The sequence below is a fragment of the Nocardioides sp. genome, from assembly GCF_035576065.1.
In the GTDB taxonomy this organism is placed as follows: Bacteria; Actinomycetota; Actinomycetes; order Propionibacteriales; family Nocardioidaceae; genus Nocardioides.
On sequence record NZ_DATLWX010000030.1, the window covers coordinates 13,826 to 36,876 of the forward strand.

Below are 23,051 nucleotides of genomic sequence, written 5' to 3' on the forward strand. Positions count from 1 at the left end.
CCTGACATCGCGCCGACCTAGGGTGAGTCCATGAGGGCCGTGCGCTGGATCTACGCGATCGAGAACACCTGGGACGCGAGGCGCCAGCGCCGGGCGGCACGCAGGTCCCCGGCGAACTTCCGCATCGAGGCGTACGGCGCACACGGGACCAGCACCGCCGTGGTCGTCCGCGGCCGGGTCGTCGACGACCCGCCCCTCTCGGAGGCCGTCGACGGCGAGGGGGTGTGGACTGCCATGCGGCGTACGCTCCGCGGCTTCCTCACCGACGAGCTGCCCGGGGTGCCGCTACGCGTGGAGGTCGCCGGCACGGAGGTGCTCACCACCTCCGACTCCGAGGGCTACTTCCTCGTCCAGGTGGCCCCGGGACCGCTGGACGGTCAGCTGACCACCGGCACCGTGGAGCTCGTCGGCGACTACCGCGGGGTGACCGGACCGCATACCGTGCCGCTCACCGTGCACGTCACCGCTCCAGGTGCCGCCTTCGGGATCGTCTCCGACATCGACGACACGATCCTCGAGACGGGCGTCCAGCGGATCGCCCGGATGGTCGTCCAGACGTTCACCGGCTCGGCCGTCACCCGCGTCGCCTTCCCGGGCGCCGCGGAGCTCTACCGCGACCTCACCCACTCCCGTACCAACCCCGTCTTCTACATCTCCTCCAGTCCGTGGAACCTGTACGCCTTCATCGTCGGCTTCCTGCGACACCGGGGCTTCCCGAGCGGTCCGGTGCTGCTGCGTGACCTGCTGGGCAGGGCGGCCGGCGAGCGGGAGGAGAAGCATGCCCGGATCCGCGAGGTGCTGGACCTGCACCCGGACCTCGCCTTCGTCCTCATCGGCGACTCGGGGGAGAAGGACCCGGAGATCTATGCCGACATCGTCCGCGAATATCCCGGCCGCATCCTGGCCGTCTACATCCGCGAGGTCCGGCTCGACCCGGGCGACGGCCGGGTGGAGCGGATCTCCGGCACCTGGGCCCACGAGACACCGTTCGTCCTGGCGGCCGACAGCGACGCCGTCCGCGCTCACGCAGAAAAGCTGGGACTCATCCCTCGCCATTCGTAGGCACCGAGGTCGACGCGGCCGACGACCGGGCGGCGTACGCGGGCGGTGGGATGGGCGTACTCCCAGCGAGCCCGCCAGCGAGGCGGCACCGCGGCACCCCGGTCGATCGCGCGTGAGCCAGCGCTGAGCCGGAAGTCGTCGCGGGCGGGGTCGACGAAGTCGGTCAGGCCGACCCTCTTGTTGGCCACCGACGTGACACCGACGAGGTTGGTCAGGTCGCCCGGTCCGACGAGCAGGTTGTTGCGCAGGTCGACCCGGCTGCCGTCGGCGGCAGCGACAAAGGTGCCGGCCGTGCGCCGGTTGACGAAGGTGTTGTTGACGACCCACAGCCGCCGCGAGCTGTTCGTGAGGCCCTCCGCGCCGTAGGAGACCAGGGCCGAGTTCTCGGAGTTGGGTCCCTGGATGATCACGTTGCCGGCGATGAGCGAGCTGCCCCCGTTGGGCAGGTCGATGGAATAGCTCGCGCTCGCGTCCCGGTCGGTGATCCGGTTGCCGGTGATGGTGTTCCTCGCGGCCCGGGACTTGAGCTCGTGGCCCACGTCGGCCCCCCACAGATAGCTGCCGGTGACGGTCAGCGAGCGCACCGCACCTACGTAGAGGTTGTGGGTGTAGCCGTCGCCGTTGCCGCTGCGGAAGAACCTCGAGTCCCGGATCACGATGTCGCTGTCCGGGTGGGCGCCGGTGAGGATGCCGTTCTGGTTGTCGTGGAACCAGCTGCGGGTCACCGTGAGTCCGGCGCCCTCCTGGCGGATGCCGGCGCCGTTCTGGTCGGGCACCGTCGCGCCGCTGAACTCGATGCGGTCGACCACGGTGCGATCGCCCGCGATCACCCAGATCGCCTTGCCCTGGGCGTTGTTCCCGGCTGCTCGCAGGTGGGCCCGGCCGCCGTCCCCGCGCAGGGTCAGGTCGTCCTGGGTCCAGGTCGCGACGTCACCGGAGTAGGTGCCGGCGTCGATCAGCACCGTGTCGCCGTCCTGTGCCACTGCCGCGGCGGCGCTGGGCACGGTGAGCGACCTGTCGGGGCCGACGCGCCACGTGTGCGGACCCTCCTCGACCGGCGCAGCAGCAGCGGGGGACAGCCCCGCGACGGTCAGGACGGCGGCGGTCAGGACCGACTTCCACACGGGTCGCATCGGACCATTGTGGAGGACTTGGGCGTAACCAACGCCCGGCGGTGCCGTTTGACCCCACGCACGCCCCTGCAAATCGAAGGAAGACCCCTCATGCGCAGAAGCCTGGCCATCATCGCCGCCACCACCCTCGTCGCCGCCGGAGGGCTCGCGTCCACCGTCGGGACCATCACGGCGTCCGCCAGCCCGGCCGACGACTACGTGGGCCCCTACTTCGGGGACAAGAACCTCCCGCCGGGGTGCATCAAGGACATGAGCCGGGACAACCCGGAGAACGTCTGCTACCACGGGAAGGTCGGGCTCAACGCCCTTGACTCCCCGAAGATCGACGTCGCCGTGCTCGTCCCGGCGTCGCCCACCGCCGAGCGCGACCTCCGCATCATGCGCCAGGCCGCCAAGGCCTGGGAGGGCGGCATCGACTACCTCTCCGGCGAGATGGGCCTCGACTGGCTGCAGCAGGGCGTGGACTTCAACATCTCGGCCGACATCGTCAGCCTCACCGAGGGCGAGCAGCCGAGCACCTACCCGTTGTACGACCCTGAGATCGTCATCCTCGCCACCAACCCGGTCGGCGGCATCGGCATCGGCATCGACCCCGTCTACCTCACCGACGCGATCGGTGTCCTCGACGAGAACGCCGCCCCCTGCCACAACATCGAGAACCCCTTCGCGATGGAGACCTGGGAGGGCATGCCCGGCTACGACGGCCACCACGGCGAGGGCGGCGGCTACTACGTCGAGGACTGCGGCGGTGCCGGCGGCAACGTGTGCTTCTCGGTCAACGGAGCCATCGACCCGGTGCCGGGCAAGACCGACACCTTCTCCCTCTTCGACCTGGTCCTCCACGAGACGGGCCACTGCCTGACGCTGGGCCACGTGGGTGACGGCGCCGAGGGCGCGTGGGGCCCCGTCCCGACCGCCGACATCATGGCCTACAGCGCCGACCCGGCCGGGCAGAGCAAGTGCGTCTCCACGCTCAACGTCGAGGCCTTTGCCACCCGCATGAGCCGCTACCTCGACGTCGACGGCGACGGTGCCGTCACCGAGGGTGACCACCTCGATCCGAACGACGTGGCCGGCGACGGGTCCAACTCCTTCCAGGTGCAGCACCCCGACGACCACCTGTACGCCTCGTCCACCGGCTCGGTCTGGGACTGCCCGCAGCCGGACTTCGGGCTCGTGCCCGGGACCCCGACCGACTGGACGCCGGAGCCCGAGGAGACCACCACCCCGGTGCTGACCGTCACCGACCCCGCCCACGGGGCGGAGACCAGCGACGGTCACGTCCACGTCGCCGGCACGGTCGAGCGCCGTACGAATGGTGCGCCAACCTCCCCGACCGCGTCGCACGACGACCCGGAGGGTGACTCGCTGACCAGCGTCACCGACATCCAGGGCATCCAGGCCGAGGTGAGCGCCCTCGACGTCGTCGCGACGCTCAAGGTGACCGACCTGTGGCCCGAGGGCGTGGTCGGTCTGCCGAAGTACGGCGTCAGCATCGGCGGGCGGGAGATCGAGTCGACCATCCCCGACCCGAGGAACCCCTCCCGCGTGGTCACCTACGACCACTCGATGGAGACCTACCTGCCGAGCGAGTGGTCGCAGTGGGACGCGACGGCCGACACGGTCACGTTCCGCATCCCGCGCAGCTACCTCGCCGGCGCCAAGGTCGTTGCGCCGTACGACGTCTTCGCGCTGACCAGCTATCGCTCGCCCAGCAACATGTGGACCGTCCTCGCTGACGACCGCGCACCTGACGAGGGATCGATCGGGGTCGCGGCGCCCGCCGGCGAGGCTGCCGCCAGCGGCACGTCCTCATCCTCCGGCGCCGGCGGCGGCGCAGGAGCGAGTGGCCTGCTCAACCCCGTCGTCCTCGAGCGCCCCGGCGGCAACACCTTCACCGTCACCGACAGCACCCTCGGCAGCACCGGCGGGCCCGGGCACGCGTTCAGCCTGCCCGTGCCGGAGGCAAGCACCGTCGAGCTGCTGCTCAGCTGGCCCGACGCCAGTGACCTCGACATGACCGTCACCGGGGCCGCCTCAGGTTCGGCCGCCACCGCGGGCCAGCCCGAGCGGCTCGTCCTCGAGGACGTCCAGGCCACGCTGGACATCAAGATCGACCCCTACCTCGTCGTCGGTGTGCCTTCGACGACGTACACCCTCCAGGCCACGATCATCCCGGCCGGCAGTGGCGGGGGAGGGACACCGATCGACTCCGACGGGGACGGCGTGAGCGATGACGCCGACGCCTGCCCTGACGTGCCCGGCACCGGGAGCACCGGTTGTCCCGTCCCCTCGGACGAGACCGTGACGGTGTACGTCGACGGCGTCGCCGTGGCGAGCGAGGAGGTCGAGTCCAGCAACGGAGCCGACAGCTACGCCCTCCACGTCACGGTCCCCACCGGGGCTCACGAGCTGAGGACGGTGTGGACGCAGGACGACGAAGTGCTCGCTAGCGACGTGCGGACGGTCGTCCACACGGCCCCCGGCGTGGACCGTGACGGTGACGGGGTCGCGGACGCTCGCGACAACTGCGTGCGGCAGCCCAACGCCAACCAGGCCGACCTCGACCGTGACGGCCAGGGCGACGCCTGCGACAGCGACATCGACGGCGACGGGCACTCCAACGCCAAGGAGCGGTCGGCAGGCACCGATCCCTACGACCCGGGGTCCTACCCCGGCCGCAAGAAGGGCAACCTCGTGTAAGCCCCCCACCAGGCGGTCCGGGGTCGGTGTCGTCGTTGTCAGGCGACCCTGGACCGCCGCTTGCGGAGCACGATGTCGACGCGCCAGAAGATCGCCGCGAGGGCGAGCGCGAAGAGCAGCACGAAGAACAGGTTGCGGGCGACGGTGGCATAGCCCAGCTCGACGACGTTGGCGAAGCCGTAGGGATAGTCGTCGAGCACGGCGCCACGGGCGAGCATCCACACGATCCACAACAGGGGTACGGCGAGGGCGCCCGGCAGCAGCCGGGCAGTGATCCAGCCGCGCGGACCCCAGACCGCCCAGACGACGACGGTCACGAGCGGCGTGACGGCGTGGAGGATCGGGTCGGTCAGCAGGGACCAGCCCTCCACGTCGATGCCGGGCGCCAGCACCACCTGGTAGACGATCGCAGTGACGGTGATCATCAGCAGCGACGAGAGTCGTAGGACCCGACGGGCGACCGTGTCCCGGAGCGGGTCCAGCGCGAGCAGCGTGACTGCCACCGCGACGGCGATGTTGGACCAGATCGTGAAGTAGCTGAGGGTGTCTGCCACCCGCGCGAGCGCACCGGCGGCGCCGTCCGGGGTGTCGCCGTACAACCCGGGCTCCACCGGTGCGTCCGCGTACCAACCGAGCGCCGAGAACAGCACCGTCAGCACGACGCCCGTCCACGCCACGCCCGCGTTGATGGCATAGGCGCGGTGAGCGGTCCGGCTGGTCTGCGTCTGGGCGGTCGTGTCGGTCACGACCGCAGTATGGGGCCACGAGGCCTCGACGCACGAGAGCCCCGCAGCAAGGCGCCGCGGGGCTCTCGGGAGTGCAACGTGGTCAGACCGTCAGGTCGAACCGGTCGTTCTCCATCACCTTCACCCAGGCGGCGACGAAGTCCTGGACGAACTTCTCCTGTGCATCGTCGCTGGCGTAGACCTCCGCGAGCGCGCGGAGCTGGGAGTGTGACCCGAGGGTGAGGTCGACGGCGGTGGCCGTCCACTTCACCTCGCCGGTGGTGCCGTCCTGGATCTCGTAGGCGCCCTCGGCGTCCTGCGAGGCCTTCCACCGGGTGCCCGGGGACAACAGGTTGGCGAAGAAGTCGTTCGTGAGGACTCCGACCCGGTCGGTCAGCACGCCGTGCGCCGCGCCGTCGTGGTTGGTGCCGAGCGCCCGCAGGCCACCGAGCAGCACCACCATCTCGGGGGCGCTGAGGTTGAGCATGTAGGCACGGTCCACGAGCAGGGTCTCCGGCTGGAGCTTCGAGCCGGGCTGGACGTAGTTGCGGAAGCCGTCGGCGCGTGGCTCGAGGACCCGGAACGACTCGACGTCGGTCTGCTCCTGGGTGGCGTCGGTACGCCCCGCGTGGAACGGCACCGTCACCTCGACGCCGGCGTCGCGCGCAGCCTTCTCGACCGCGGCCGATCCGGCGAGGACGATCAGGTCGGCCAGCGAGACCTGCGCGCCACCGCGGGCGTTGAACTCGGACCGGACGGTCTCGAGTCCCCGGAGGACCTTGTCCAGCTGCTCGGGCTGGTTGATCGCCCAGCCGCGCTGCGGCTCCAGGCGGATGCGGGCACCGTTGGCGCCGCCGCGCTTGTCGGTGTGGCGGTACGGCGCAGCCGACGCCCACGCAGTGGTGACGAGCTCGGAGACGGAGAGCCCGGAGTCGAGGACGGCCTGCTTCAGGCCGGCCACGTCGGCGTCGCTGACGAGCTCACCCTCGACGGCCGGGACCGGGTCCTGCCACAGCTGCGGCTCCGGCACCCACGGGCCGAGGTAGCGCGAGACCGGACCCATGTCGCGGTGCAGCAGCTTGAACCACGCCTTGGCGAAGGCAAGCCGGAACTCCTCGGGGTTGTCCAGGAAGCGGCGCGAGATCCTGTCGTACTCCGGGTCGAAGCGCAGCGCGAGGTCGGACGTCAGCATCGTGGGCAGGCGCTTGGGGGAGTCGGCGGTCGGTCCGGGGATGATGGCCTCGGCGTCCTTGGCGACCCACTGCTTGGCGCCGGCGGGGCTCTCGGTGAGCTCCCACTCGAAGCCGTAGAGGATCTCGAAGTAGCGGTTGCTCCACTGGGTCGGCCGGTCGGTCCAGGTGACCTCGAGGCCGCTGGTGATCGTGTCCTCGCCCTTGCCGGAGCCGTGCTCGCTGAGCCAGCCGAGGCCTTGGTTCTCGATCGGGGCGCCCTCGGGCTCCGGACCGATCAGGTCGGGGTTGCCGTTGCCGTGGGTCTTGCCGAAGGTGTGGCCGCCCGCGATCAGGGCAACGGTCTCCTCGTCGTTCATCGCCATCCGGGCGAAGGTGGTGCGGATGTCGCGCGCCGAGGCGAGCGGGTCGGGGTTGCCGTTGGGGCCCTCGGGGTTGACGTAGATCAGGCCCATCTGGACCGCGCCGAGGTGCTCGTGGAGCTCGCGCTCGCCGGAGTAGCGCTCGTCGCCGAGCCAGGTGTCCTCGGGACCCCAGAAGATCTCCTCGGGCTCCCACACGTCCTCGCGGCCGAAGGCGAAGCCGAAGGTCTCGAAGCCCATGTCCTCGAGGGCGACGTTGCCGGCCAGCACGAGCAGGTCGGCCCAGGAGATCTTCTGGCCGTGCTTCTGCTTCACCGGCCACAGCAGGCGTCGCGCCTTGTCGAGGTTGGCGTTGTCGGGCCAGCTGTTGAGCGGCGCGAACCGCTGCCCGCCGTCGCCGGCGCCGCCACGCCCGTCGTAGATCCGGTAGGTGCCGGCCGCGTGCCAGCTCAGGCGGATCATCAGCCCGCCGTAGTGACCGAAGTCGGCGGGCCACCAGTCCTGGCTGGTGTTGAGGACCTGCGCGATGTCGCGCTTGATGCCCTCGAGGTCGAGCTGCGCCACTGCGGCGCGGTAGTCGAAGTCCGAACCCAGCGGGCTGCTCCGGGGTGAATGCGCGTGCAGCACGGAGAGGTCGACCTGCTCGGGCCACCAGTCGCGGATGCCGTGCGGGCGGCCGCCGGTCTTCACGGTGGGCGAGTCGATGGCCGGGTTCTCGCTCTCGCTGCCCTCGGCGGTCGCCGAGCCGGGCATGACGGGGCAGCCCGCCTCTTCCTTCCGGTCGACGCCCTGGGGGCTCTCGGGAACGCTGGGGTCCTGGGTGTCGCTCATGTGCTTCCTTCCATGCTGCTGGCGATCCTTCTGGGTCACTCGTAGGGGCGTGCGGTCGCGCAGCCGGGGCAGGTGCCCCAATACACGACCTCCGCCTCGTCGACCACGAAGCCGTGGTCCTGCGAGGCGGTCAGACAAGGGGCGGAGCCAACGGCGCAGTCGACGTCCGCGATGGCGCCGCAGGAGCGGCAGACGACGTGGTGGTGGTTGTCGCCCACTCGGGTCTCGTAGCGGGCGACGGCGCCTGCCGGCTGGATGCGCCGGACGAGGCCGGCGTCGGTCAGCACGCGGAGGACGTCGTAGACCGCTTGGTGCGAGACGGCGCCGAGCTCGTTCCTCACCGTCGCGATGACCGTCTCGGTGTCGACGTGCGGCCGCTCCTGCAGCGCTGCCAGGACGGCCAGCCGGGGCCGCGTCACGCGCAGTGACGCGGCACGGAGCCGGGTCTCGTGCTCGCGCGTCGCCATGCCCCGACCGTAGGGGTTCTTCTGGAATGAATCAAGATAAAGCGGGTGCGTCAGGGTCGGATGTCCGGCAAACCTGCGTCAGGCTCCGCCTCCGGAATGGGTGCGCCCGGCTGGTCGTCGGGGTCCATCGGATCCATGCTCGGGTCACCTGCTGGCGCCAGCCCAGGCTCGGCGGCGGGTTCGGCGGGTGTGCTGGTCATGGCTCCTCCTGGGCGGTGACACTCGGACCTGAGTCTTGGGAGGACTCAGGTCCGAGCGAGTCGTGGGTCGCCTCACGGCTGGTCGCGCGTCAGGTGCAGGAGCCAGTTGTCGCCGGTGTGGATCATCGCGTAGCGCCGGGGCCTGCCCTGTCCGTGCAGGACGAACACGAAGCGCCGCTCGTTGCGGTCCTCGAGGTCCCACCAACCGGTGTCCGCGATGGTCTTCGTCGCGTCGGTGTAGGTCGCGTGGTCGAGGTCGTGGTCGTCGACGGCAACTGCCAGGCGGTCGGCTCGGGCGTCGGTCGGCAGTCCCTTCGGGACGGCCCAGGACCTGAGCACCCCGTCCTCCTCGAGGCGGAGGTCGAAGTGGTGGGACGGCCGGTGGTGCTCGTGCAGGACGAAGGCGGGCTGTCGGTGCTCGGGTGCCACGTGGGGGACGGTACCCGTAAGGGGGTAGACACGATTTGGTATCGGTGACTGGCGTGTCGGCCGCAAGAGGCGCATGCTGTGCTGTAGAGGCCGGGGGGGCGCTCGCCGCCGTGCGCGGGTTGGAAGGAAAAGCTGTGTTTGAGACCACCAACATCGCGACGCCGCGCGTTCCGCGACGGCGGATCGCCATCACCACCGACGGGGCGGTGACCGGGGCCGACGGGGCTGATCAGCTCGCCGCCGCCTTGCGGTACGCCACCCGGATGGCTGGCCAGATCGAGCCGCTGCTCGACATCGGACGTCTCCAGTGGTTGACGGCCCTCAGCGGCACCGCCGTGACTGCCCGGTTGGGCCACGGCGCAGGCGAGGTCCTGCTCACCGCGGAGGTCGAGGATCGCGGCACTCGTCAGCCCACGCCCGTGTCGGTGGCCGCAGGCGGCGCCAACACGGCGATCAGGAAGTGCCTGCGCCGGGTGCGAGACGACCTCTACGCCGACTGGTCCGCGGTCATGACCTGGGACAAGCGGATTGTCGGTGCTCTGCTGCCGGAAGGGAGTCGGAGCGGCTCCCTCGACGTGGGCGCAGTGCTGCCCGAGGTGGGCCTTCGGCTTCAAGCCGTGCTGGCATCGCTCGACGAGACCTCCCGGGAGACGGCCGTCGTCCTGGAGTATCGCGGCGGCTCCCTGCTGGCGGCTGCCGTCGAGGGTGATGTGTTGTTCGCCTTCGCCGACAAGTTCGACACCGAGGTGGCCGTGCCCCTCATCGACAAGGTGCGTTCGGTGCTGGCCCCGCACGACCTCGACCTGGTGTGGACCTGGGGCGAGAGCTGGACGCAGCGCTAGTCCGCGCGTCTAGCGTGTCCCCATGGTCGGCACACCGGGCGGTACACCAGACAGGCCAGCGACGTTCTTCGCCTCGGCGGAGGAGTTCCGAGCGTGGCTCGAGGCCAACCACGAGACCGCGACCGAGCTCTGGATGGGGCTGCGGAAGAAGCACGTCCCCGACCGCGGCCTGACCTGGGCTGACGCGGTCCCCGAGGCGCTGTGCTTCGGCTGGATCGACAGCGTGGCCCAGCGCATCGACGAGGACGCCGTGCGGCAGCGCTGGACCCCCCGCAAGTCCACCAGCATCTGGAGCGCGATCAACCTCGCGCACGTCGAGCGACTCGTCGCCGAGGGCCGGATGCGGGCGGCCGGGCTGGCGGCATACGAGAAGAGGACGCCCGAACGCAGCGGCATCTACGCCTACGAGTCGGGCCGGACGCTGAGCGACGAGCAGCGCGAGCGGTTGCTGGCCGACCCTTCGGCGGCGGCCTTCTGGGAGCAGGCGACGCCCTCCTATCGCAAGCTGGCCGAGAACTGGGTGGTCAGTGCGAAGCGCGAGCAGACCCGCGAGAGCCGACTCGTGCAGCTGATCGAGGACTGTGCCGCAGGCCGCCTGATCGCCCCGCAGCGGTATGGCGACGAGCCGAAGTGGGTCGCAAGAGCGGCGGCCGCTGCCTTCGATGTGACCTGACGCGCGAGCCCCACCCCTTGGAAGGAGCAGGGGCGGATTCTCCGTGGACGCTGAGGCATGATGCCTGCGTGTTCGTACGCCTCCTCGTCCCCGCTGCGCTCGTCCTGAGCGTGAGCCTGACCGCCGCGCCGGCCCTGGCCGAGCCCGACTTCAGCGTGACCGCCCACCGCGGCGCGCCCACCAGGACGCTGGGCGAGAACACCCTGCCTGCCTTCGGGCGTGCGCTCGCTGACGGCGCCACCGCCATCGAGACCGACTGGCGTCGGACCAAGGACGACAAGCTCGTGGTGCTGCACGACAGCGGTGTCGGGCGGACCACCAACTGCGCCGGACCCATCGGCTCCTGGACCCTGCGCGACCTGGTCAGGAAGTGCCGCGAGAACACGACGAAGCAGCCGGTCCTCACCGCCGTCGAGTCGCTCACGTGGGCCGCGGAGAACGACGCCTCCCTGATGATCGAGCTCAAGGGGAGCAACTGGTCGATCGAGCAGGTCCGCGCCGTGGTGACCCTGCTCAAGAAGTCCGACGTCTTCGAGCAGGTGGCGGTCTCGTCGCTGCGCCTCACCGTGCTCGAGCGCGTCCGTCGGCTGGCACCCAGGCTCGACACGCAGCTGATCGTCAGCGGCTGGCAGAAGGTGCGTGCCTCGCTCGGGAAGGTCCAGGGCTACAACGTGCCCGCGGCCAGCTTGACGAAGTCGCGCGTCAAGCGGTTGCACCGCAAGGGCGTGATCGTGGTCGGCGGCTACGCCGACTCGCCCGCGCAGTGGGGCGTCCTGTCCAGGCTCGGCGTCGACGGCATCGTCACCCCGTCCGTGCGCGAGTACGCCACCTGGGCGGACTCGGCGGGGTGAACATGACGGGAGACGTCGACACTCGCGCCTCGTCCTCGGCCGTGGTCGGGCTGGTGGCCGCCGCTCACATCGGCCCCGCCCTCGCCGTGACCGTGCTCGCGGCCCTGCTGGCAGCGGCACAAGAGCTCGACCCCGGCCGGTCCGCGCTCGTCGTGGCCAGCGTGCTGGCAGGGCAGCTGTCCGTCGGCTGGAGCAACGACCTCGTCGATCTCTCCCGCGACCATCACAACGATCGCCGCGACAAGCCCCTGGTCGCCGGCACCGTGCCGGTCGGCGTCGTCCGGGCGGCGTGCGGCGTCGCCGTACTGCTGTGTGTCGTGCTCTCGCTCGCGTGCGGCCTGGTCGCCGGACTGGTGCACCTGGCCTGCGTCGCGGCGGCCTGGAGCTACAACCTCGGGCTCAAGTCGACGGTGTGGTCGTGGCTGCCGTACGCCGTCGCCTTCGGCGCCCTGACGGCCTTCGTCGCGCTGGCCGGCGACGCCTTCCCGCCGTGGTGGTGGCCGGTCGGAGGTGCGCTGCTCGGTGTCGGCGCGCACCTCCTCAACGTGCTCCCCGACCTCGACGACGACGCCGCCACCGGCGTCCGCGGGCTCCCGCACCGGCTGGGCCGACGCTGGATAGCTCCCGTGGCGACTGCCGTGCTGGTGGCGGCGACGGCAGTGGTGCTGCTTGGTGGCTCGCCGCCGGTGGCGGTCGCCCTGCCTGCGGCCCTCCTCGTTGCTGCGCTGGCTGCCGTCGTGGTCACCGCGTCGGGCCGCGCCCCGTTCCTGGCGGCGATCGGGATCGCCTTGGTCGACGCGGCCATGCTGGTGAGTGCGCGATGACCAATCCGATCCCGTCGTCCCTGCACGTCCACCAGGAAGTTGCCATGAGGATCACGTCCGTCCGCGGTGCCCTGCCGCCGCACTCCCACTCGCAGGCGGAGATCACCGAGGCGTTCACGGGTGTGATCGCCCACGGCAGCCTCGACCAGGCCCTGCTCCGCCGCTTCCATGCCAACGCCGGTGTCGATCGCCGGCACACGGTGCTGCCGTTGGCGGACTATGCCGAGCTGCGCGACTTCGGGCACAGCAACGACCTCTTCATCGAGCATGCCGTCGAGCTCGGCGCGCGCGCCCTGGTCGATGCGCTCAAGGCCGCCGACCTGACGCCCTCCGACGTCGACCTGGTGGTGACGGCCACGGTCACCGGGCTGGCGGTCCCGTCACTGGACTCGCGGATCGCGGCCGTCGTCGGCCTGCGGCCCGACGTGAAACGGATGCCGCTCGTCGGCCTCGGGTGCGTGGCCGGTGCTGCCGGCATCGCCCGCGTCCATGACTACCTGCTCGGCCACCCCGACGAGACGGCGGCGCTGATCGCTGTCGAGCTGTGCTCGCTCACCCTGCAGCGCGACGACGTGTCCGTCCCCAACCTCGTCGCGAGCGGGCTCTTCGGTGACGGAGCCGCCGCCGTCGTCGCCGTCGGCTCAGCACGCAGCACCGGGCCGGTCGAGGTCCTCGCGTCGCGGAGCAGGCTCTACCCCGACAGCGAGCGGACGATGGGGTTCGACGTCAGCGGCAACGGCCTCCGGATCGTCCTCGACGCGCAGGTGCCGGCGCTGGTCGAGCGCTACCTGCGCGAGGACGTCGACGGCTTCCTCGCCGAGCACGACCTCACCCGCGACGACATCGGGTGGTGGGTCTGCCACCCGGGCGGGCCCAAGGTGATCGAGGCGCTCCAGACAGCCCTGGAGGTGTCGCCCGACGACCTGGCCCTCACCTGGGAGTCCCTGGCGCGGGTCGGCAACCTCTCCTCCGCCTCGGTCCTGCACGTCCTCGAGGACACCCTGCGCGACCGGCCCCCGACGCCGGGCACCTACGGAGTGCTGCTGGCGATGGGGCCGGGGTTCTGCTCCGAGCTCGTGCTGCTGCGGGCCTCAACGGGAGCCCAGTCGTGACCACCCTTGTCGCCTTCACCATCCTGGTCGCGCTCGTCGGCGTCGAGCGCCTCGCCGAGCTCGTCGTCTCCAAGCGCAACGCTGCCTGGAGCCTGGAGCGCGGTGGCGTCGAGACCGGCTTCGGGCACTACCCCTTCATGGTCGTCCTGCACACCGGTCTGCTGGTGGGCGCTCTCGTGGAGGCATGGGTACGCCGACCCGACGTGCCGTCCGCCCTCGCCTGGTCGATGTTGGGGCTGGTCATCGCGTCGCAGGCCCTGCGGTGGTGGTGCATCGGCACCCTGGGTCGGCGCTGGAACACCCGCGTGATCGTGGTCCCGGGGCTGCCGCCCGTGGATTCTGGGCCCTACCGCTTCCTCCGTCACCCCAACTACGTCGCCGTCGTCGTCGAGGGCGTGGCGCTGCCCCTCGTCCATGCCTCCTGGATCACGGCACTGGTCTTCACGGTCGTCAACGCAGGCCTGCTCACGGTGCGCATTCGCGCCGAGGACGCAGCCCTCGCGACCCTGCCCCCTGTGGAGTCCGGGGTCTCGGGTGCGTGACCTCATCGTCGCCGGCGGCGGTCCGGTCGGGCTCGCCGCCGCGCTGCACGCCGCCCGCGCCGGACTCGACGTCTCGGTGCGTGAGCCCCGGCAGGGTCCCATCGACAAGGCCTGCGGTGAGGGACTCATGCCCGGCGCCCTGGCCGAGCTCGATGCGTTGTCCGTGCACCCGGCAGGGCACCGCCTCGACGGCATCCGCTACCTCGACGGGTCCGGGGCCCGCGCGGAAGCAGCGTTCCGGGTCGGGCCTGGGCGCGGCGTGCGGCGTACGACCTTGCACGCGGCGCTGTCCGAGCCGCTCGCTGATACGGGCGTGAAGATCGACGACCGCGCCGTGAGGTCGGTGCGGGACGAGGGCGACCACCTGCTCGTCGACGGCGAGGCCACGCGCTACCTCGTCGCCGCCGACGGACTGCACTCGCCGGTGCGGCGGCTGCTGGGGCTCGAGGTCGCCGCGGGTCGCCGGCGACGCTTCGGACTCCGCTGCCACGTGGAGCAGGCTCCGTGGACGCCGTTCGTGGAGGTGCACTGGTCCTCCGGGGCCGAGGCCTACGTCACGCCGGTTGCGGGTGACCTGATCGGCGTCGCGCTGCTGACCGACGCGGGCACGAGCTTCGAGGACGCGCTCGAGGGCTTCCCGGTGCTGCGCGAGCGGCTCACGGGTCCCCGGTCCAAGGTGATGGGCGCCGGACCGCTCCGACAGCGCGCACGCCGGCGGGTGGTCGGCCGGGTGCTGCTGGTCGGGGACGCGGCGGGCTACGTCGACGCCCTGACCGGCGAGGGCATCGCGATCGGTCTGGCCCAGGCCCGGGCCGCCGTCGGGTGCGTGGTCGCCGAGACCCCCGCGCGCTACGAGGAAAAGGCCCGGCGGATCGGCCGCCGCCACGAGCTGTTGACCCACGCGCTGCTGATGGCCACCGCCCGTCAACCCGTGCGCAGGCGACTCGTCGCGACCGCGGCACGCGCCCCCTGGGTCTTCTCCGCAGCGGTCAACCAGCTCGCCCGACCGATCGAGGTGCCGGCGTGACCGCCGAGTCGGTGGTCCTGCTCGACGAGCAGGGCCGGGCCGTCGGCACGGCGGACAAGCGCGGGGTGCACCACGGCGACACGCCCCTCCACCTCGCCTTCTCCTGCTACATCTTCGACGAGCAAGGGTCCGTCCTCGTGACCCGGCGGGCACTGGACAAGGCGACCTTCCCCGGGGTGTGGACCAACGCCTGCTGTGGTCACCCCGCGCCGGGGGAGCCCTTGCCTGCGGCCGTACGCCGACGCGTGCACGAGGAGCTCGGGCTGCGGCTCGACGACCTACGACTGCTGCTGCCCCGCTTCCGCTATCGCGCCGTGCAGGACGGGACGGTGGAGAACGAGATGTGCCCGGTCTTCGTGGCGACGACGTCGGACGAGGTCCGGCTCGATCCGAGCGAGGTGGAGGCGATCCGCTGGGAGCCGTGGGCGGAGTTCCGCCGGGGGGTGCTCGACGGCAGCCGGCCCATCTCCTCGTGGTGCCGTGAGCAGGTCGAGCTGCTGCCCGCCGACCCGTTGTCCGCGCCCGCCGCCTCCGAGGAGGACCTGCCGCCTGCGGCGCGCAGGCTCAGCGCCCCCTGAGATCGGGAGCAGGCGTCAGACGCAGCGGATCCAGACGACCTCTTGGTGAGCCCCGCCCCCGGGATGGCGGATCCACATCACGCCCGCCTCGACCGGAGCTTCGCGGTCCTCCTTCAGGCAGGGGACTTGTCCGGTCCCGCTGCTCGAATCGGTGAACCACCAGATGCTCGACGCGTCAAGGCAGCCATGTCGGAGTCACCCCACTCCACGCTGGCGAGCCCGGTCTCGGGGTCTTCCAGGAAGGCTGTGCCCTCGACCGTCCGGGCTGACTTCTCGCCCCATGGAAGCTTGGTCCCCATGAACAGGCCGAGGCCGAGCAGCACGATCGTCGCGACAACGAGGACAGCCCACGGCACCGCCACCTTGGTCTTCAGCATTCCGGTTCCGTCATCAGCACGAGCCGAAGCGTAGGGGGCGATGGAAGACAGCGGTGCTTTGCTGCCACCTGGTGGCAGTGAACTACCGCTGTGTCCGGCCCTGCCCATCGGGGATCGGCTGTTCGCGGCCGCGGGCGAGGCGGTCCACCCTGGACAGGGCAGCAGGGATGCGATGGGGTCCGACCATCGCAGACACGATCTGTGCGGCCTCGGCCAGGTCGAGGCCGCCGGCCGTCGTCACGTAGAGCGGTCGGGTGGACCCGCCGCGGACGACCTCGGCGGCATGGGTGGCGCTGCGGAAGGGTGTCTTCGCCACACCGATGACGGGCAGCCCGAAGGCCTCTGCTGCGTGGGCGCCGAGACCGGGCCTGCCGTCGGGATCGAGGGTGGCATAGCCGTCGACCACCAGGAGCTGCAGCGGTAGGCCGACCTCCAGCACCGCCGCGATGCAGGGGAGCTCGCGTCTGAAGAGGGCCCCCGGCTCGTACGGCGCCGTGTTGGAGATGTCGACGACGTGCTCGGACACATGAGTCGAGAGAGTGAGCTCGTCACCGACGACCAGCGCTGCCCTCGCTCCGCCGCCGTCGTCGTACTGCACGTCGACTGCTCCGACGGCGGGACTCACGTCGGTTGCACGGTCATGATCTCCGCGCCGTCCTCCGTGATCAGGACGGTGTGCTCGCTGTGGGCGGTCCGGCAGCCGGTGGCACTCCGCAGCGTCCACCCGTCGGCGTCGGTGACGAGCTCGTCCGTGTCGGCCATCACCCAGGGCTCGAGCGCCAGCAGCAGACCGGGCCGCAACGCGAACCCGCGACCGGGCCGTCCCGAGTTCGAGATGTGGGGGTCCTGGTGCATCGTCGAGCCGACCCCGTGGCCGCCGAACTCCAGGTTGATGGAATAGCCCGACTCGGTGAGCACCGATCCGATGGCGTGGGACAGGTCGCCGATGCGGGCGCCGGGACGAGCAGCGGCGATCCCGGCGGCCCGCGCGCGCTCCGTGACCTCGATCATCGCGAGGTCCTCCGCCGACCCGGAGGTGCCCACGACGAAGCTGACGGCTGAGTCGGAGACGACCCCTCCGAGCGACACCGCGAGGTCGAGGGAGAGCAGGTCACCGTCCGCCAGGGCGTAGTCGTGCGGCAGGCCGTGCAGCACCGCGTCGTTGACCGACGTGCAGATGTGGTGAGCGAAGGGCCCGCGCCCGAAGCTCGGCGCGTAGCCGACGTAGCAGGAGAGGGCACCGGCCTCCACGATCATCGTCTGCGCCCACCGGTCGATGTCCAGGAGGTTGGTGCCGACCGTGCTGCGCGCCTTCAGGGTCGCCAGGATGTGGCCGACCAGCGCTCCCGCCTCTCGCGCCTGTGGCCAACGGCTCGGGCTCAGCACCTCGATCATGGGGACATCCTCGCGCAGTCGACGCAGCGCCGAGCCGTGGGCCGGGCCTCGAGCCGTGCTTCCGGTATGGCGCAACGGCACACCTCGCAGGTGCCGTACGTCCCTGCCTCGAGGCGACCGACCGCGTCGTCGATCTCGGCGAGGTGCGCGCGAGCCTGACGCACCAGCGCCCCGATCTGCGAGCGCTCGAAGGCGATCGTGGCACCCTCGGGGTCGTGCTCGTCATCGGCGTTGGTGTCGAGGGACGCAGCGACCACGGAGTCGTGGTCAGCCGTCAGCGCAGCCAGCCGGGTGACGACCCGCGCACGCTCGTCGTCCAGCAGCGCGCGTACGTCGTCCATCCCCTCACACTGCCACCCGCCACCGACGACGGGGACCTAGGCTCCGCGGGGTGACCTCCACCGCGCAGGCGATCTCTCCGGACTCGGGCACCCACTGGACCGAGCCCGGTGCCTGGCCGGTTGCGCCGGGGGTGCACCGGATCCCGCTCCCGCTGCCGATGGACGGGTTGCAGGCGGTCAACGTCTATGCCGTGGAGGCGGACGACGGGCTCACCCTCATCGACGGCGGCTGGGCCATCGAGGTGGCGCGCACCTTGCTGGAGACGTCGCTGCGCGGCATCGGGTTCGACGTCCGCGACATCCAGCGCTTCCTGGTCACGCACGTGCACCGCGACCACTACACGCAGGCGGTGACGATCCGCCGCGAGTTCGGCTCGCACGTCTCGCTGGGCATCGGCGACAAGGCGACGCTGGATCTCATCCACGCCGGCGAGCTCAGTGGTCAGGACCCCCACGTCGCGATGTTCGCCGCCGCGGGCGCGGCCGACATCGCGCGCCAGTGGGGAGACTTCACCCGCAACCACACCCCTGACCTGTCGCTGTGGGACTACCCCGACGAGTGGCTCGACGGCGACATCGCGCTGACGGTGGGACAGCGCACCATCGACGCCGTCCACACGCCGGGCCACACGCAGGGGCACTACGTCTTCGCCGACCGACCGGGCGGGCTGCTCTTCGCCGGCGACCACGTCCTGCCGACCATCACTCCCTCGATCGGCTTCGAGCCCGCGCTGGCCGACCAACCCCTCGGGGACTTCATGGCCTCGCTCGCCAAGGTGCGCGGGCTGCCCGACCTCATGCTGCTGCCCGCCCACGGTCCGGTCGCGCCGTCCGTGCACGTGCGCGTCGACGAACTGCTGGCGCACCACGACACCCGGCTCGGCCTGTGCGTGGCCGCCTTCGGCGACCAGTCGCTGACGGCGTACGACGTCGCCGACGCCCTCCCGTGGACCCGGCACGAGCACACGTTGAAGGACCTCGATGTCTTCAACGCCGCGCTCGCCACACTCGAGACCCGCGCCCACCTCGAGCTGCTCGTCGCGCGGGGCACGCTGACCCGAGGAGACGTCGACGGCGTGGTGCTCTACTCGGCCTGAGCCCTGCGCATCGGCAGGTGTGCGACACCGTCCTCGACGAACTCCGGCCCGCTGACCTCGAAGCTATAGCGGGCATACCAGTCGCTGAGCCCCGTCTGCGCGTCCAGCCGGATCTCGCGACCGCCGATCTCGGCCATCGCGGCGTCCATGAGCTCGCGCGCGAGCCCGCGGCCCCGGGCGGCCGGGGCGACCACGACACGGCCGATCCGGGCGCACGTCCCGTCGTCCAGCACCCGCAGGCAGCCGACGAGCTCCTGGTCGTCGGCGGAGCCGTCGGTCGCCAGGACGTGACGGGTGGCGGGTTCGAGGTCGCGCCCGTCGAGATCGGGGTACGGCGACTGCTGCTCGACCACGAACACCTGCTGCCGCAGGCGCCACAGTGCGTAGGCCGTGCGGCTGTCGAGGTCGTCGAAGCCCAGCACGCGCACGGTCATGTCGGCAACCTATCGCCCGACCCGCCGCCGGGTCGCCGAGCTCGGGTCGCGCTCCCCTCATCCGCACACACGAGAACGCGGGCACCCCGTCGCCGCCATGGCGTCGGGGTGCCCGCGTCAACGGACCTGCTGCTCCTGCCTACCGGGTGTAGGAGGGCTGGGACTGCGGGTTGAAGACGTCCATGCGTAGGCCCTTGGCCTTCGCGGTCCGCGGGTCGCGGATCTCCAGCACGTCGAAGCCGCGCTGGATCTCGTTGGAGTAGATGTAGCCGTTGTAGTAGTACGCCGACCACGAGCCGCCGATGACCGGCTTGGTCTCGTCGATCGGGCCGCGGTCCCACCAGCCGATCTCGACAGGGTTCTTGGAGTCGGTGAAGTCGAAGACCGAGACCCCACCCTGGTACCAGGCCTGGACCATGATGTCGCGACCGGGCACCGGGATCAGCGAGCCGTTGTGCGCGACGCAGTTCTCGGTGTTGGACTGGGTCCGCGGGATCTTGTAGTAGCTCTGGAACTCCAAGTCGCCGGCGACGATGTCGTAGATGCCGTTGGCGCCGCGGTTCGGGCCGATGTCGGGGTTGCACGTCGCGCCGCCGCCGCCGCCCAGCTCGTCGGTGAAGACGACCTTGGTGCCGGTGTCGTTGAACGTGGCCGAGTGCCAGAACGCGAAGTTCTCGCGGTCCTGGACCCGCTCGGTCACCACCGGGTTGGCCCGGTCGGTGATGTCGAGCAGGATGCCGTCACCCATGCATGCGCCGGCCGCGAGGTTCTTCTCCGGGTAGGCCGTGATGTCGTGGCAGCCACTGGTCTCACGGGAGTAGTTGCCGGTCGGGTTGCCCCCGTCCGGGAACAGCACGGGAGTGCTCTCCACAGCCGCGGCGGCCATGTTGTCGATCGGGATCTTCACCACGCTGATCTTGTCGTGGGGCGGCTGGCAGTCGGGGAAGGACGCGCTCGGGAAGTAGGACGAGACGTAGACGAAGAGGTCCTTGCCGTCCTGGCTCGGGGCGAGGGTGTTGGTGTGCGAGCCGCAGTTGGTCTCCACTGCTGCGACGTACTCCGGTGCTGCCGGGTTGCTGATGTCGAAGATCCGAAGACCCTCCCACGAGCTCTTGTTGGCGGCGCTCTGCGCGGTGCTGTTGCACGACGCGTCGCTGCGGCTGGAGTCGACGCTGAACACCAGGATGTCGTTCCACACCGACATGTCGCCCTGAGCGCCCGGGCACACGACCTGGGTGACCGCCACCGGGGTGGTCGGCTCACTGATGTCGTAGACCATGAAACCGTTGTAGTTGCCCGCGTAGGCGTACTGGCCCTGGAAGGCCAGATCGCTGTTCAACGCGGCCAGGTTGTCGAACGCCCCCTGCTTCGGTGTGTTGTGCCGCAGACGCATGTTGTTGCTGCTGGCGATCTCGTCCTTCGCGAGACTCGTCGAGTTGGGCCCCATGTCCGTCAGGTCGAGGCCGGGCTGACAGGCCAGGACGAAGTTGTCGCCCGCCTCGCGCAGCTCGGCTCGCTCCTCGGCAGTGCAGTCGTCGGCGCCGTTGGAGGCGCCGCTCTGCTGGCCCTGCTCGTGCTCCCCGTCGGACGCGGCCACGGGGCCGGCGACGAGGAGGCTGGCGCCCAGCGCCACGGCCGCGGCGGTGGCGCGCGACCTGTGACGTGAGCGGTGGGTGAGCGCCGTGGTACGACGCCGTGTGAACTTCATGGCTGAGCAACCTCCCGGAGAACGCCGCCCCTTGCGGACGGTGAGGATCCCTTCGTACCGTGCCCTGTGCTTCGAGTAAAGAGTCTTTGTCCACGTCGCCGTCCCAGCTCGGCCCCCGCGGCTGCTCGGCTGCTCGCCAGCGCCGTCGCAGGGGCGGTCGCGACCATGGCGCTGTCCGCCTGCTCCGCCGACGAACCGCCCGATCAGGCAGCGAAGCAGGAGGCGCGTCCCGGCGAGACTGCGACCACCCCCGGCGAGGTCGTCACCCTGCAGCCGGGCCTCCCCGGCGAGCCGGCGACGACTGGTCCCGCCGAGGTGGCGGAGGAGGAGCCCGAGAACCACTCCGACATCGCCTTCATGCAGATGATGATCCCGCACCACGCCCAAGCGGTCTCGATGGCCGAGCTCGCGGAGAAGCATGCCAGGACACCCGCCGTCCGCCGCCTCGCCGACCGGGTGAAGGCCGCGCAGGGACCGGAGATCCTGTTCATGGCCGCCTGGCTCGAGGAGCGCGGCCTGGACGTGCCCGTGGCAGCCGACCATCCGGACAGCTTCGACCACTCGGCGCACGGCCACGACGGGATGGAGGGCATGCTGACTCCCGCGCAGATGCAGACGCTCGCCCACGCGCGCGGAAAGCAGTTCGACGGGTTGTTCCTGCGCCGGATGATCCAGCACCACGCGGGGGCCATCGCGATGGCCGGACGGGCTGCCGAGGAGGGCACGGACCGCACCGTCCTCGAGGTAGCAGCCGACGTGTCGGTCACCCAGAACACCGAGATCGCTCGCATGCAGGACCTGCTGGGCGCTCTGTGAGGGCACACAGCACGAGGGCGACACAGCACGAGGGCCCGGACCTCTCCTGAGCTTCCTGAGCTCGCCAGCGCCGGACGCCCGGTCCCGGCGCCCCGGCGAGGCCCACCCTGCCGCGTCATCGGCGCTGCGGCGTACGCTGATCCCACAAGACAGGGGAGCACACCAGTGCTGAGAGTGCGGTTCGTCCGCAGACCCTCCGAACCTGATCCGGTTAGCACCGGCGATAGGGAGTCACACGCATGTTGCGTTGCCTACGAACGATCTCGATCGCGTCCCTCACCCTTCTGGCCACCGCCTGCAGCACCATGGGCGAGTCGGGCTCCAGCGCCACCGAGTCGAGCCCTGAGGCCGCCGCCGGCTCGCAGGAGGTCGGCGGGAAGGTCGTGCTGGTCAGCCACGAGTCGTTCAACCTGCCCAAGAAGCTGGTCACCGCCTTCGAGCGCGAGAGCGGGATCGACCTCGTGACCCGGTCGGCGGGTGACGCGGGGACACTCACGGCCAAGCTGTCGCTGACCAAGGGCAACCCCACCGGAGACCTGGCCTTCGGGGTCGACAACACCTTCGCGTCGCGTCCGCTCGACGAGGGTGTGTTCGCGACCTACGAGCCTTCCCTGCCCGACGGCGCGGCGGAGTTCGCGCTCGAGGAGGGCGCCGACAAGCTGACCCCGATCGACGTGGGCCACGTGTGCGTCAACGTCGACACGGAGTGGTTCGAGAAGGAGGGCATCGCCCCGCCCGAGACGTTGGCCGACCTCGTCGACCCGACCTACCAGAACCTCTTCGTCACCCCCGGGGCCTCCACGAGCTCGCCCGGGATGGCGTTCTTCCTGAGCACGGTCGCGGAGTACGGCGACGACTGGCCCGACTACTGGACGAGCCTGCTCGACAACGGCGCCAAGGTCGTCGACGGCTGGGAGGACGCCTACTTCGGCGACTTCACCCAGGGCGGCGGCAAGGGCGTCCGCCCGATTGTTCTCTCCTACGACTCGTCCCCGGCGTTCACCGTGCCCAAGGGCAGCGCCGAGTCCTCCACGGCCGCGCTGCTCGACACCTGCTTCCGGCAGGTCGAATATGCCGGGGTGCTCGAGGGGGCAGCCAACCCGGCCGGTGCCGAGGCGGTCATCGACTGGTTGCTGAGCACCGAGGTGCAGGCCGCCCTGCCGACGGCGATGTACGTCTTCCCCGTCAGCGACGAGGCCGAGGTGCCCGCGGACTGGGCCGTGCACGCCGTCCAACCGAGCGCGCCGTTGACGGTGTCGCCGGCGGACATCGCTGCCAACCGCGAGCAGTGGCTGACCGAGTGGACGGACGTTGTCACCAGGTAGGGCCGTC

At 70.8% G+C, this 23,051-nt stretch carries 25 protein-coding genes and 1 riboswitch; of the genes, 13 read left to right on the forward strand and 12 right to left on the reverse strand.

All coding sequences use genetic code 11. From position 1 onward, the window contains the following. Positions 1 to 30 precede the first annotated feature (30 nt). Positions 31 to 1,062 carry an App1 family protein gene (locus VNJ48_RS13865; RefSeq protein ID WP_325603068.1) on the forward strand — a complete coding sequence of 344 codons (1,032 nt, stop codon included), beginning with the start codon at positions 31 to 33 and terminating at the stop codon, positions 1,060 to 1,062. On the opposite strand, the gene VNJ48_RS13870 is transcribed toward VNJ48_RS13865, so the two are convergent. Then, positions 1,023 to 2,195 carry a NosD domain-containing protein gene (locus tag VNJ48_RS13870; RefSeq protein ID WP_325603070.1) on the reverse strand — a complete coding sequence of 391 codons (1,173 nt, stop codon included), beginning with the start codon at positions 2,193 to 2,195 and terminating at the stop codon, positions 1,023 to 1,025. The two genes, VNJ48_RS13865 and VNJ48_RS13870, sit on opposite strands and share 40 nt — an antisense overlap. Before the next feature lie 90 nt (positions 2,196 to 2,285). Here VNJ48_RS13870 and VNJ48_RS13875 point away from each other — a divergent pair, with 90 nt between their 5' ends. Next, complete coding sequence (locus tag VNJ48_RS13875) at positions 2,286 to 4,898, forward strand: thrombospondin type 3 repeat-containing protein (protein ID WP_325603072.1); 2,613 nt, start codon at positions 2,286 to 2,288, stop codon at positions 4,896 to 4,898. A gap of 38 nt (positions 4,899 to 4,936) precedes the next feature. Here the strand turns inward: VNJ48_RS13875 and VNJ48_RS13880 are convergent, their stop codons facing one another. The 5 genes from VNJ48_RS13880 to VNJ48_RS13900 all read right to left on the reverse strand — a co-directional run bounded on the left by VNJ48_RS13880 (position 4,937) and on the right by VNJ48_RS13900 (position 9,102). Next, on the reverse strand, positions 4,937 to 5,644 hold the full coding sequence (locus tag VNJ48_RS13880) for a Pr6Pr family membrane protein (protein ID WP_325603074.1): 708 nt from the start codon (positions 5,642 to 5,644) through the stop codon (positions 4,937 to 4,939). 82 nt (positions 5,645 to 5,726) lie between these two features. Next, positions 5,727 to 8,006, reverse strand: coding sequence for a catalase/peroxidase HPI (gene katG, locus VNJ48_RS13885; RefSeq protein ID WP_325603076.1), 2,280 nt, complete (start codon positions 8,004 to 8,006; stop codon positions 5,727 to 5,729). Positions 8,007 to 8,041: 35 nt separating this feature from the next. Further along, the gene (locus VNJ48_RS13890; protein WP_325603078.1) at positions 8,042 to 8,473 is read right to left on the reverse strand and encodes a Fur family transcriptional regulator; all 432 of its coding nucleotides are present in this window, start codon (positions 8,471 to 8,473) and stop codon (positions 8,042 to 8,044) included. Between the two features lie 50 nt (positions 8,474 to 8,523). Further along, the gene (locus VNJ48_RS13895; protein ID WP_325603080.1) at positions 8,524 to 8,673 is read right to left on the reverse strand and encodes a hypothetical protein; all 150 of its coding nucleotides are present in this window, start codon (positions 8,671 to 8,673) and stop codon (positions 8,524 to 8,526) included. A gap of 72 nt (positions 8,674 to 8,745) precedes the next feature. Then, on the reverse strand, positions 8,746 to 9,102 hold the full coding sequence (locus tag VNJ48_RS13900) for a DNA polymerase ligase N-terminal domain-containing protein (RefSeq protein WP_325603082.1): 357 nt from the start codon (positions 9,100 to 9,102) through the stop codon (positions 8,746 to 8,748). Between the two features lie 134 nt (positions 9,103 to 9,236). On the opposite strand from VNJ48_RS13900, the gene VNJ48_RS13905 reads away from it, so the two are divergent. From VNJ48_RS13905 to idi, 8 genes are all read left to right on the forward strand, one after another. Then, positions 9,237 to 9,944 carry a hypothetical protein gene (locus VNJ48_RS13905; RefSeq protein WP_325603084.1) on the forward strand — a complete coding sequence of 236 codons (708 nt, stop codon included), beginning with the start codon at positions 9,237 to 9,239 and terminating at the stop codon, positions 9,942 to 9,944. Positions 9,945 to 9,966: 22 nt separating this feature from the next. Further along, positions 9,967 to 10,617: a YdeI/OmpD-associated family protein gene (locus tag VNJ48_RS13910; RefSeq protein WP_325603086.1), complete on the forward strand. Its 651-nt coding sequence runs from the start codon at positions 9,967 to 9,969 to the stop codon at positions 10,615 to 10,617. A 68-nt stretch (positions 10,618 to 10,685) separates the two neighbouring features. Continuing rightward, the gene (locus VNJ48_RS13915; protein ID WP_325603088.1) at positions 10,686 to 11,468 is read left to right on the forward strand and encodes a glycerophosphodiester phosphodiesterase; all 783 of its coding nucleotides are present in this window, start codon (positions 10,686 to 10,688) and stop codon (positions 11,466 to 11,468) included. A 2-nt stretch (positions 11,469 to 11,470) separates the two neighbouring features. Then, complete coding sequence (locus tag VNJ48_RS13920; RefSeq protein ID WP_325603090.1) at positions 11,471 to 12,292, forward strand: UbiA family prenyltransferase; 822 nt, start codon at positions 11,471 to 11,473, stop codon at positions 12,290 to 12,292. Between the two features lie 44 nt (positions 12,293 to 12,336). Beyond that, complete coding sequence (locus tag VNJ48_RS13925; RefSeq protein WP_325603092.1) at positions 12,337 to 13,404, forward strand: type III polyketide synthase; 1,068 nt, start codon at positions 12,337 to 12,339, stop codon at positions 13,402 to 13,404. Further along, positions 13,401 to 13,946, forward strand: coding sequence for an isoprenylcysteine carboxyl methyltransferase family protein (locus tag VNJ48_RS13930; protein WP_325603094.1), 546 nt, complete (start codon positions 13,401 to 13,403; stop codon positions 13,944 to 13,946). Before VNJ48_RS13925 ends, VNJ48_RS13930 begins: the two co-directional genes overlap by 4 nt. Next, the gene (locus tag VNJ48_RS13935) at positions 13,939 to 14,973 is read left to right on the forward strand and encodes an NAD(P)/FAD-dependent oxidoreductase (protein ID WP_325603096.1); all 1,035 of its coding nucleotides are present in this window, start codon (positions 13,939 to 13,941) and stop codon (positions 14,971 to 14,973) included. Before VNJ48_RS13930 ends, VNJ48_RS13935 begins: the two co-directional genes overlap by 8 nt. After that, positions 14,970 to 15,551, forward strand: coding sequence for an isopentenyl-diphosphate Delta-isomerase (idi, locus tag VNJ48_RS13940; protein ID WP_325603097.1), 582 nt, complete (start codon positions 14,970 to 14,972; stop codon positions 15,549 to 15,551). Before VNJ48_RS13935 ends, idi begins: the two co-directional genes overlap by 4 nt. Positions 15,552 to 15,664: 113 nt before the next feature. Here the strand turns inward: idi and VNJ48_RS13945 are convergent, their stop codons facing one another. The 4 genes from VNJ48_RS13945 to VNJ48_RS13960 all read right to left on the reverse strand — a co-directional run bounded on the left by VNJ48_RS13945 (position 15,665) and on the right by VNJ48_RS13960 (position 17,664). Then, a complete protein-coding gene (locus VNJ48_RS13945; protein ID WP_325603099.1) occupies positions 15,665 to 15,928 on the reverse strand; it encodes a hypothetical protein in 264 nt (87 codons plus the stop codon). An 82-nt stretch (positions 15,929 to 16,010) separates the two neighbouring features. After that, positions 16,011 to 16,553 carry an endonuclease V gene (locus VNJ48_RS13950; RefSeq protein ID WP_325603101.1) on the reverse strand — a complete coding sequence of 181 codons (543 nt, stop codon included), beginning with the start codon at positions 16,551 to 16,553 and terminating at the stop codon, positions 16,011 to 16,013. Continuing rightward, positions 16,550 to 17,323 carry a type I methionyl aminopeptidase gene (map, locus tag VNJ48_RS13955; RefSeq protein WP_325603103.1) on the reverse strand — a complete coding sequence of 258 codons (774 nt, stop codon included), beginning with the start codon at positions 17,321 to 17,323 and terminating at the stop codon, positions 16,550 to 16,552. The genes VNJ48_RS13950 and map overlap by 4 nt, the downstream gene beginning before the upstream one ends. Beyond that, positions 17,320 to 17,664 carry a TraR/DksA family transcriptional regulator gene (locus tag VNJ48_RS13960; protein ID WP_325603105.1) on the reverse strand — a complete coding sequence of 115 codons (345 nt, stop codon included), beginning with the start codon at positions 17,662 to 17,664 and terminating at the stop codon, positions 17,320 to 17,322. The genes map and VNJ48_RS13960 overlap by 4 nt, the downstream gene beginning before the upstream one ends. A gap of 50 nt (positions 17,665 to 17,714) precedes the next feature. Here VNJ48_RS13960 and VNJ48_RS13965 point away from each other — a divergent pair, with 50 nt between their 5' ends. Then, entirely contained in the window at positions 17,715 to 18,761 is a 1,047-nt protein-coding gene (locus tag VNJ48_RS13965) for an MBL fold metallo-hydrolase (RefSeq protein ID WP_325603107.1), read from the forward strand. Here VNJ48_RS13965 and VNJ48_RS13970 read toward each other — a convergent pair. Together VNJ48_RS13970 and VNJ48_RS13975 are read right to left on the reverse strand one after the other, a co-directional pair. Then, on the reverse strand, positions 18,749 to 19,195 hold the full coding sequence (locus VNJ48_RS13970; protein ID WP_325603109.1) for a GNAT family N-acetyltransferase: 447 nt from the start codon (positions 19,193 to 19,195) through the stop codon (positions 18,749 to 18,751). The two genes, VNJ48_RS13965 and VNJ48_RS13970, sit on opposite strands and share 13 nt — an antisense overlap. A 139-nt stretch (positions 19,196 to 19,334) precedes the next feature. Next, a complete protein-coding gene (locus tag VNJ48_RS13975; protein ID WP_325603111.1) occupies positions 19,335 to 20,903 on the reverse strand; it encodes a hypothetical protein in 1,569 nt (522 codons plus the stop codon). Between the two features lie 165 nt (positions 20,904 to 21,068). On the opposite strand from VNJ48_RS13975, the gene VNJ48_RS13980 reads away from it, so the two are divergent. Both VNJ48_RS13980 and VNJ48_RS13985 read left to right on the forward strand, forming a co-directional pair. Then, on the forward strand, positions 21,069 to 21,719 hold the full coding sequence (locus VNJ48_RS13980) for a DUF305 domain-containing protein (RefSeq protein WP_325603113.1): 651 nt from the start codon (positions 21,069 to 21,071) through the stop codon (positions 21,717 to 21,719). A 141-nt stretch (positions 21,720 to 21,860) separates the two neighbouring features. Continuing rightward, positions 21,861 to 21,966: riboswitch (TPP riboswitch) on the forward strand. After that, the gene (locus tag VNJ48_RS13985) at positions 21,959 to 23,044 is read left to right on the forward strand and encodes a thiamine ABC transporter substrate-binding protein (RefSeq protein ID WP_325603115.1); all 1,086 of its coding nucleotides are present in this window, start codon (positions 21,959 to 21,961) and stop codon (positions 23,042 to 23,044) included. It overlaps the preceding riboswitch by 8 nt. The last annotated feature ends 7 nt before the right edge of the window (positions 23,045 to 23,051 follow it).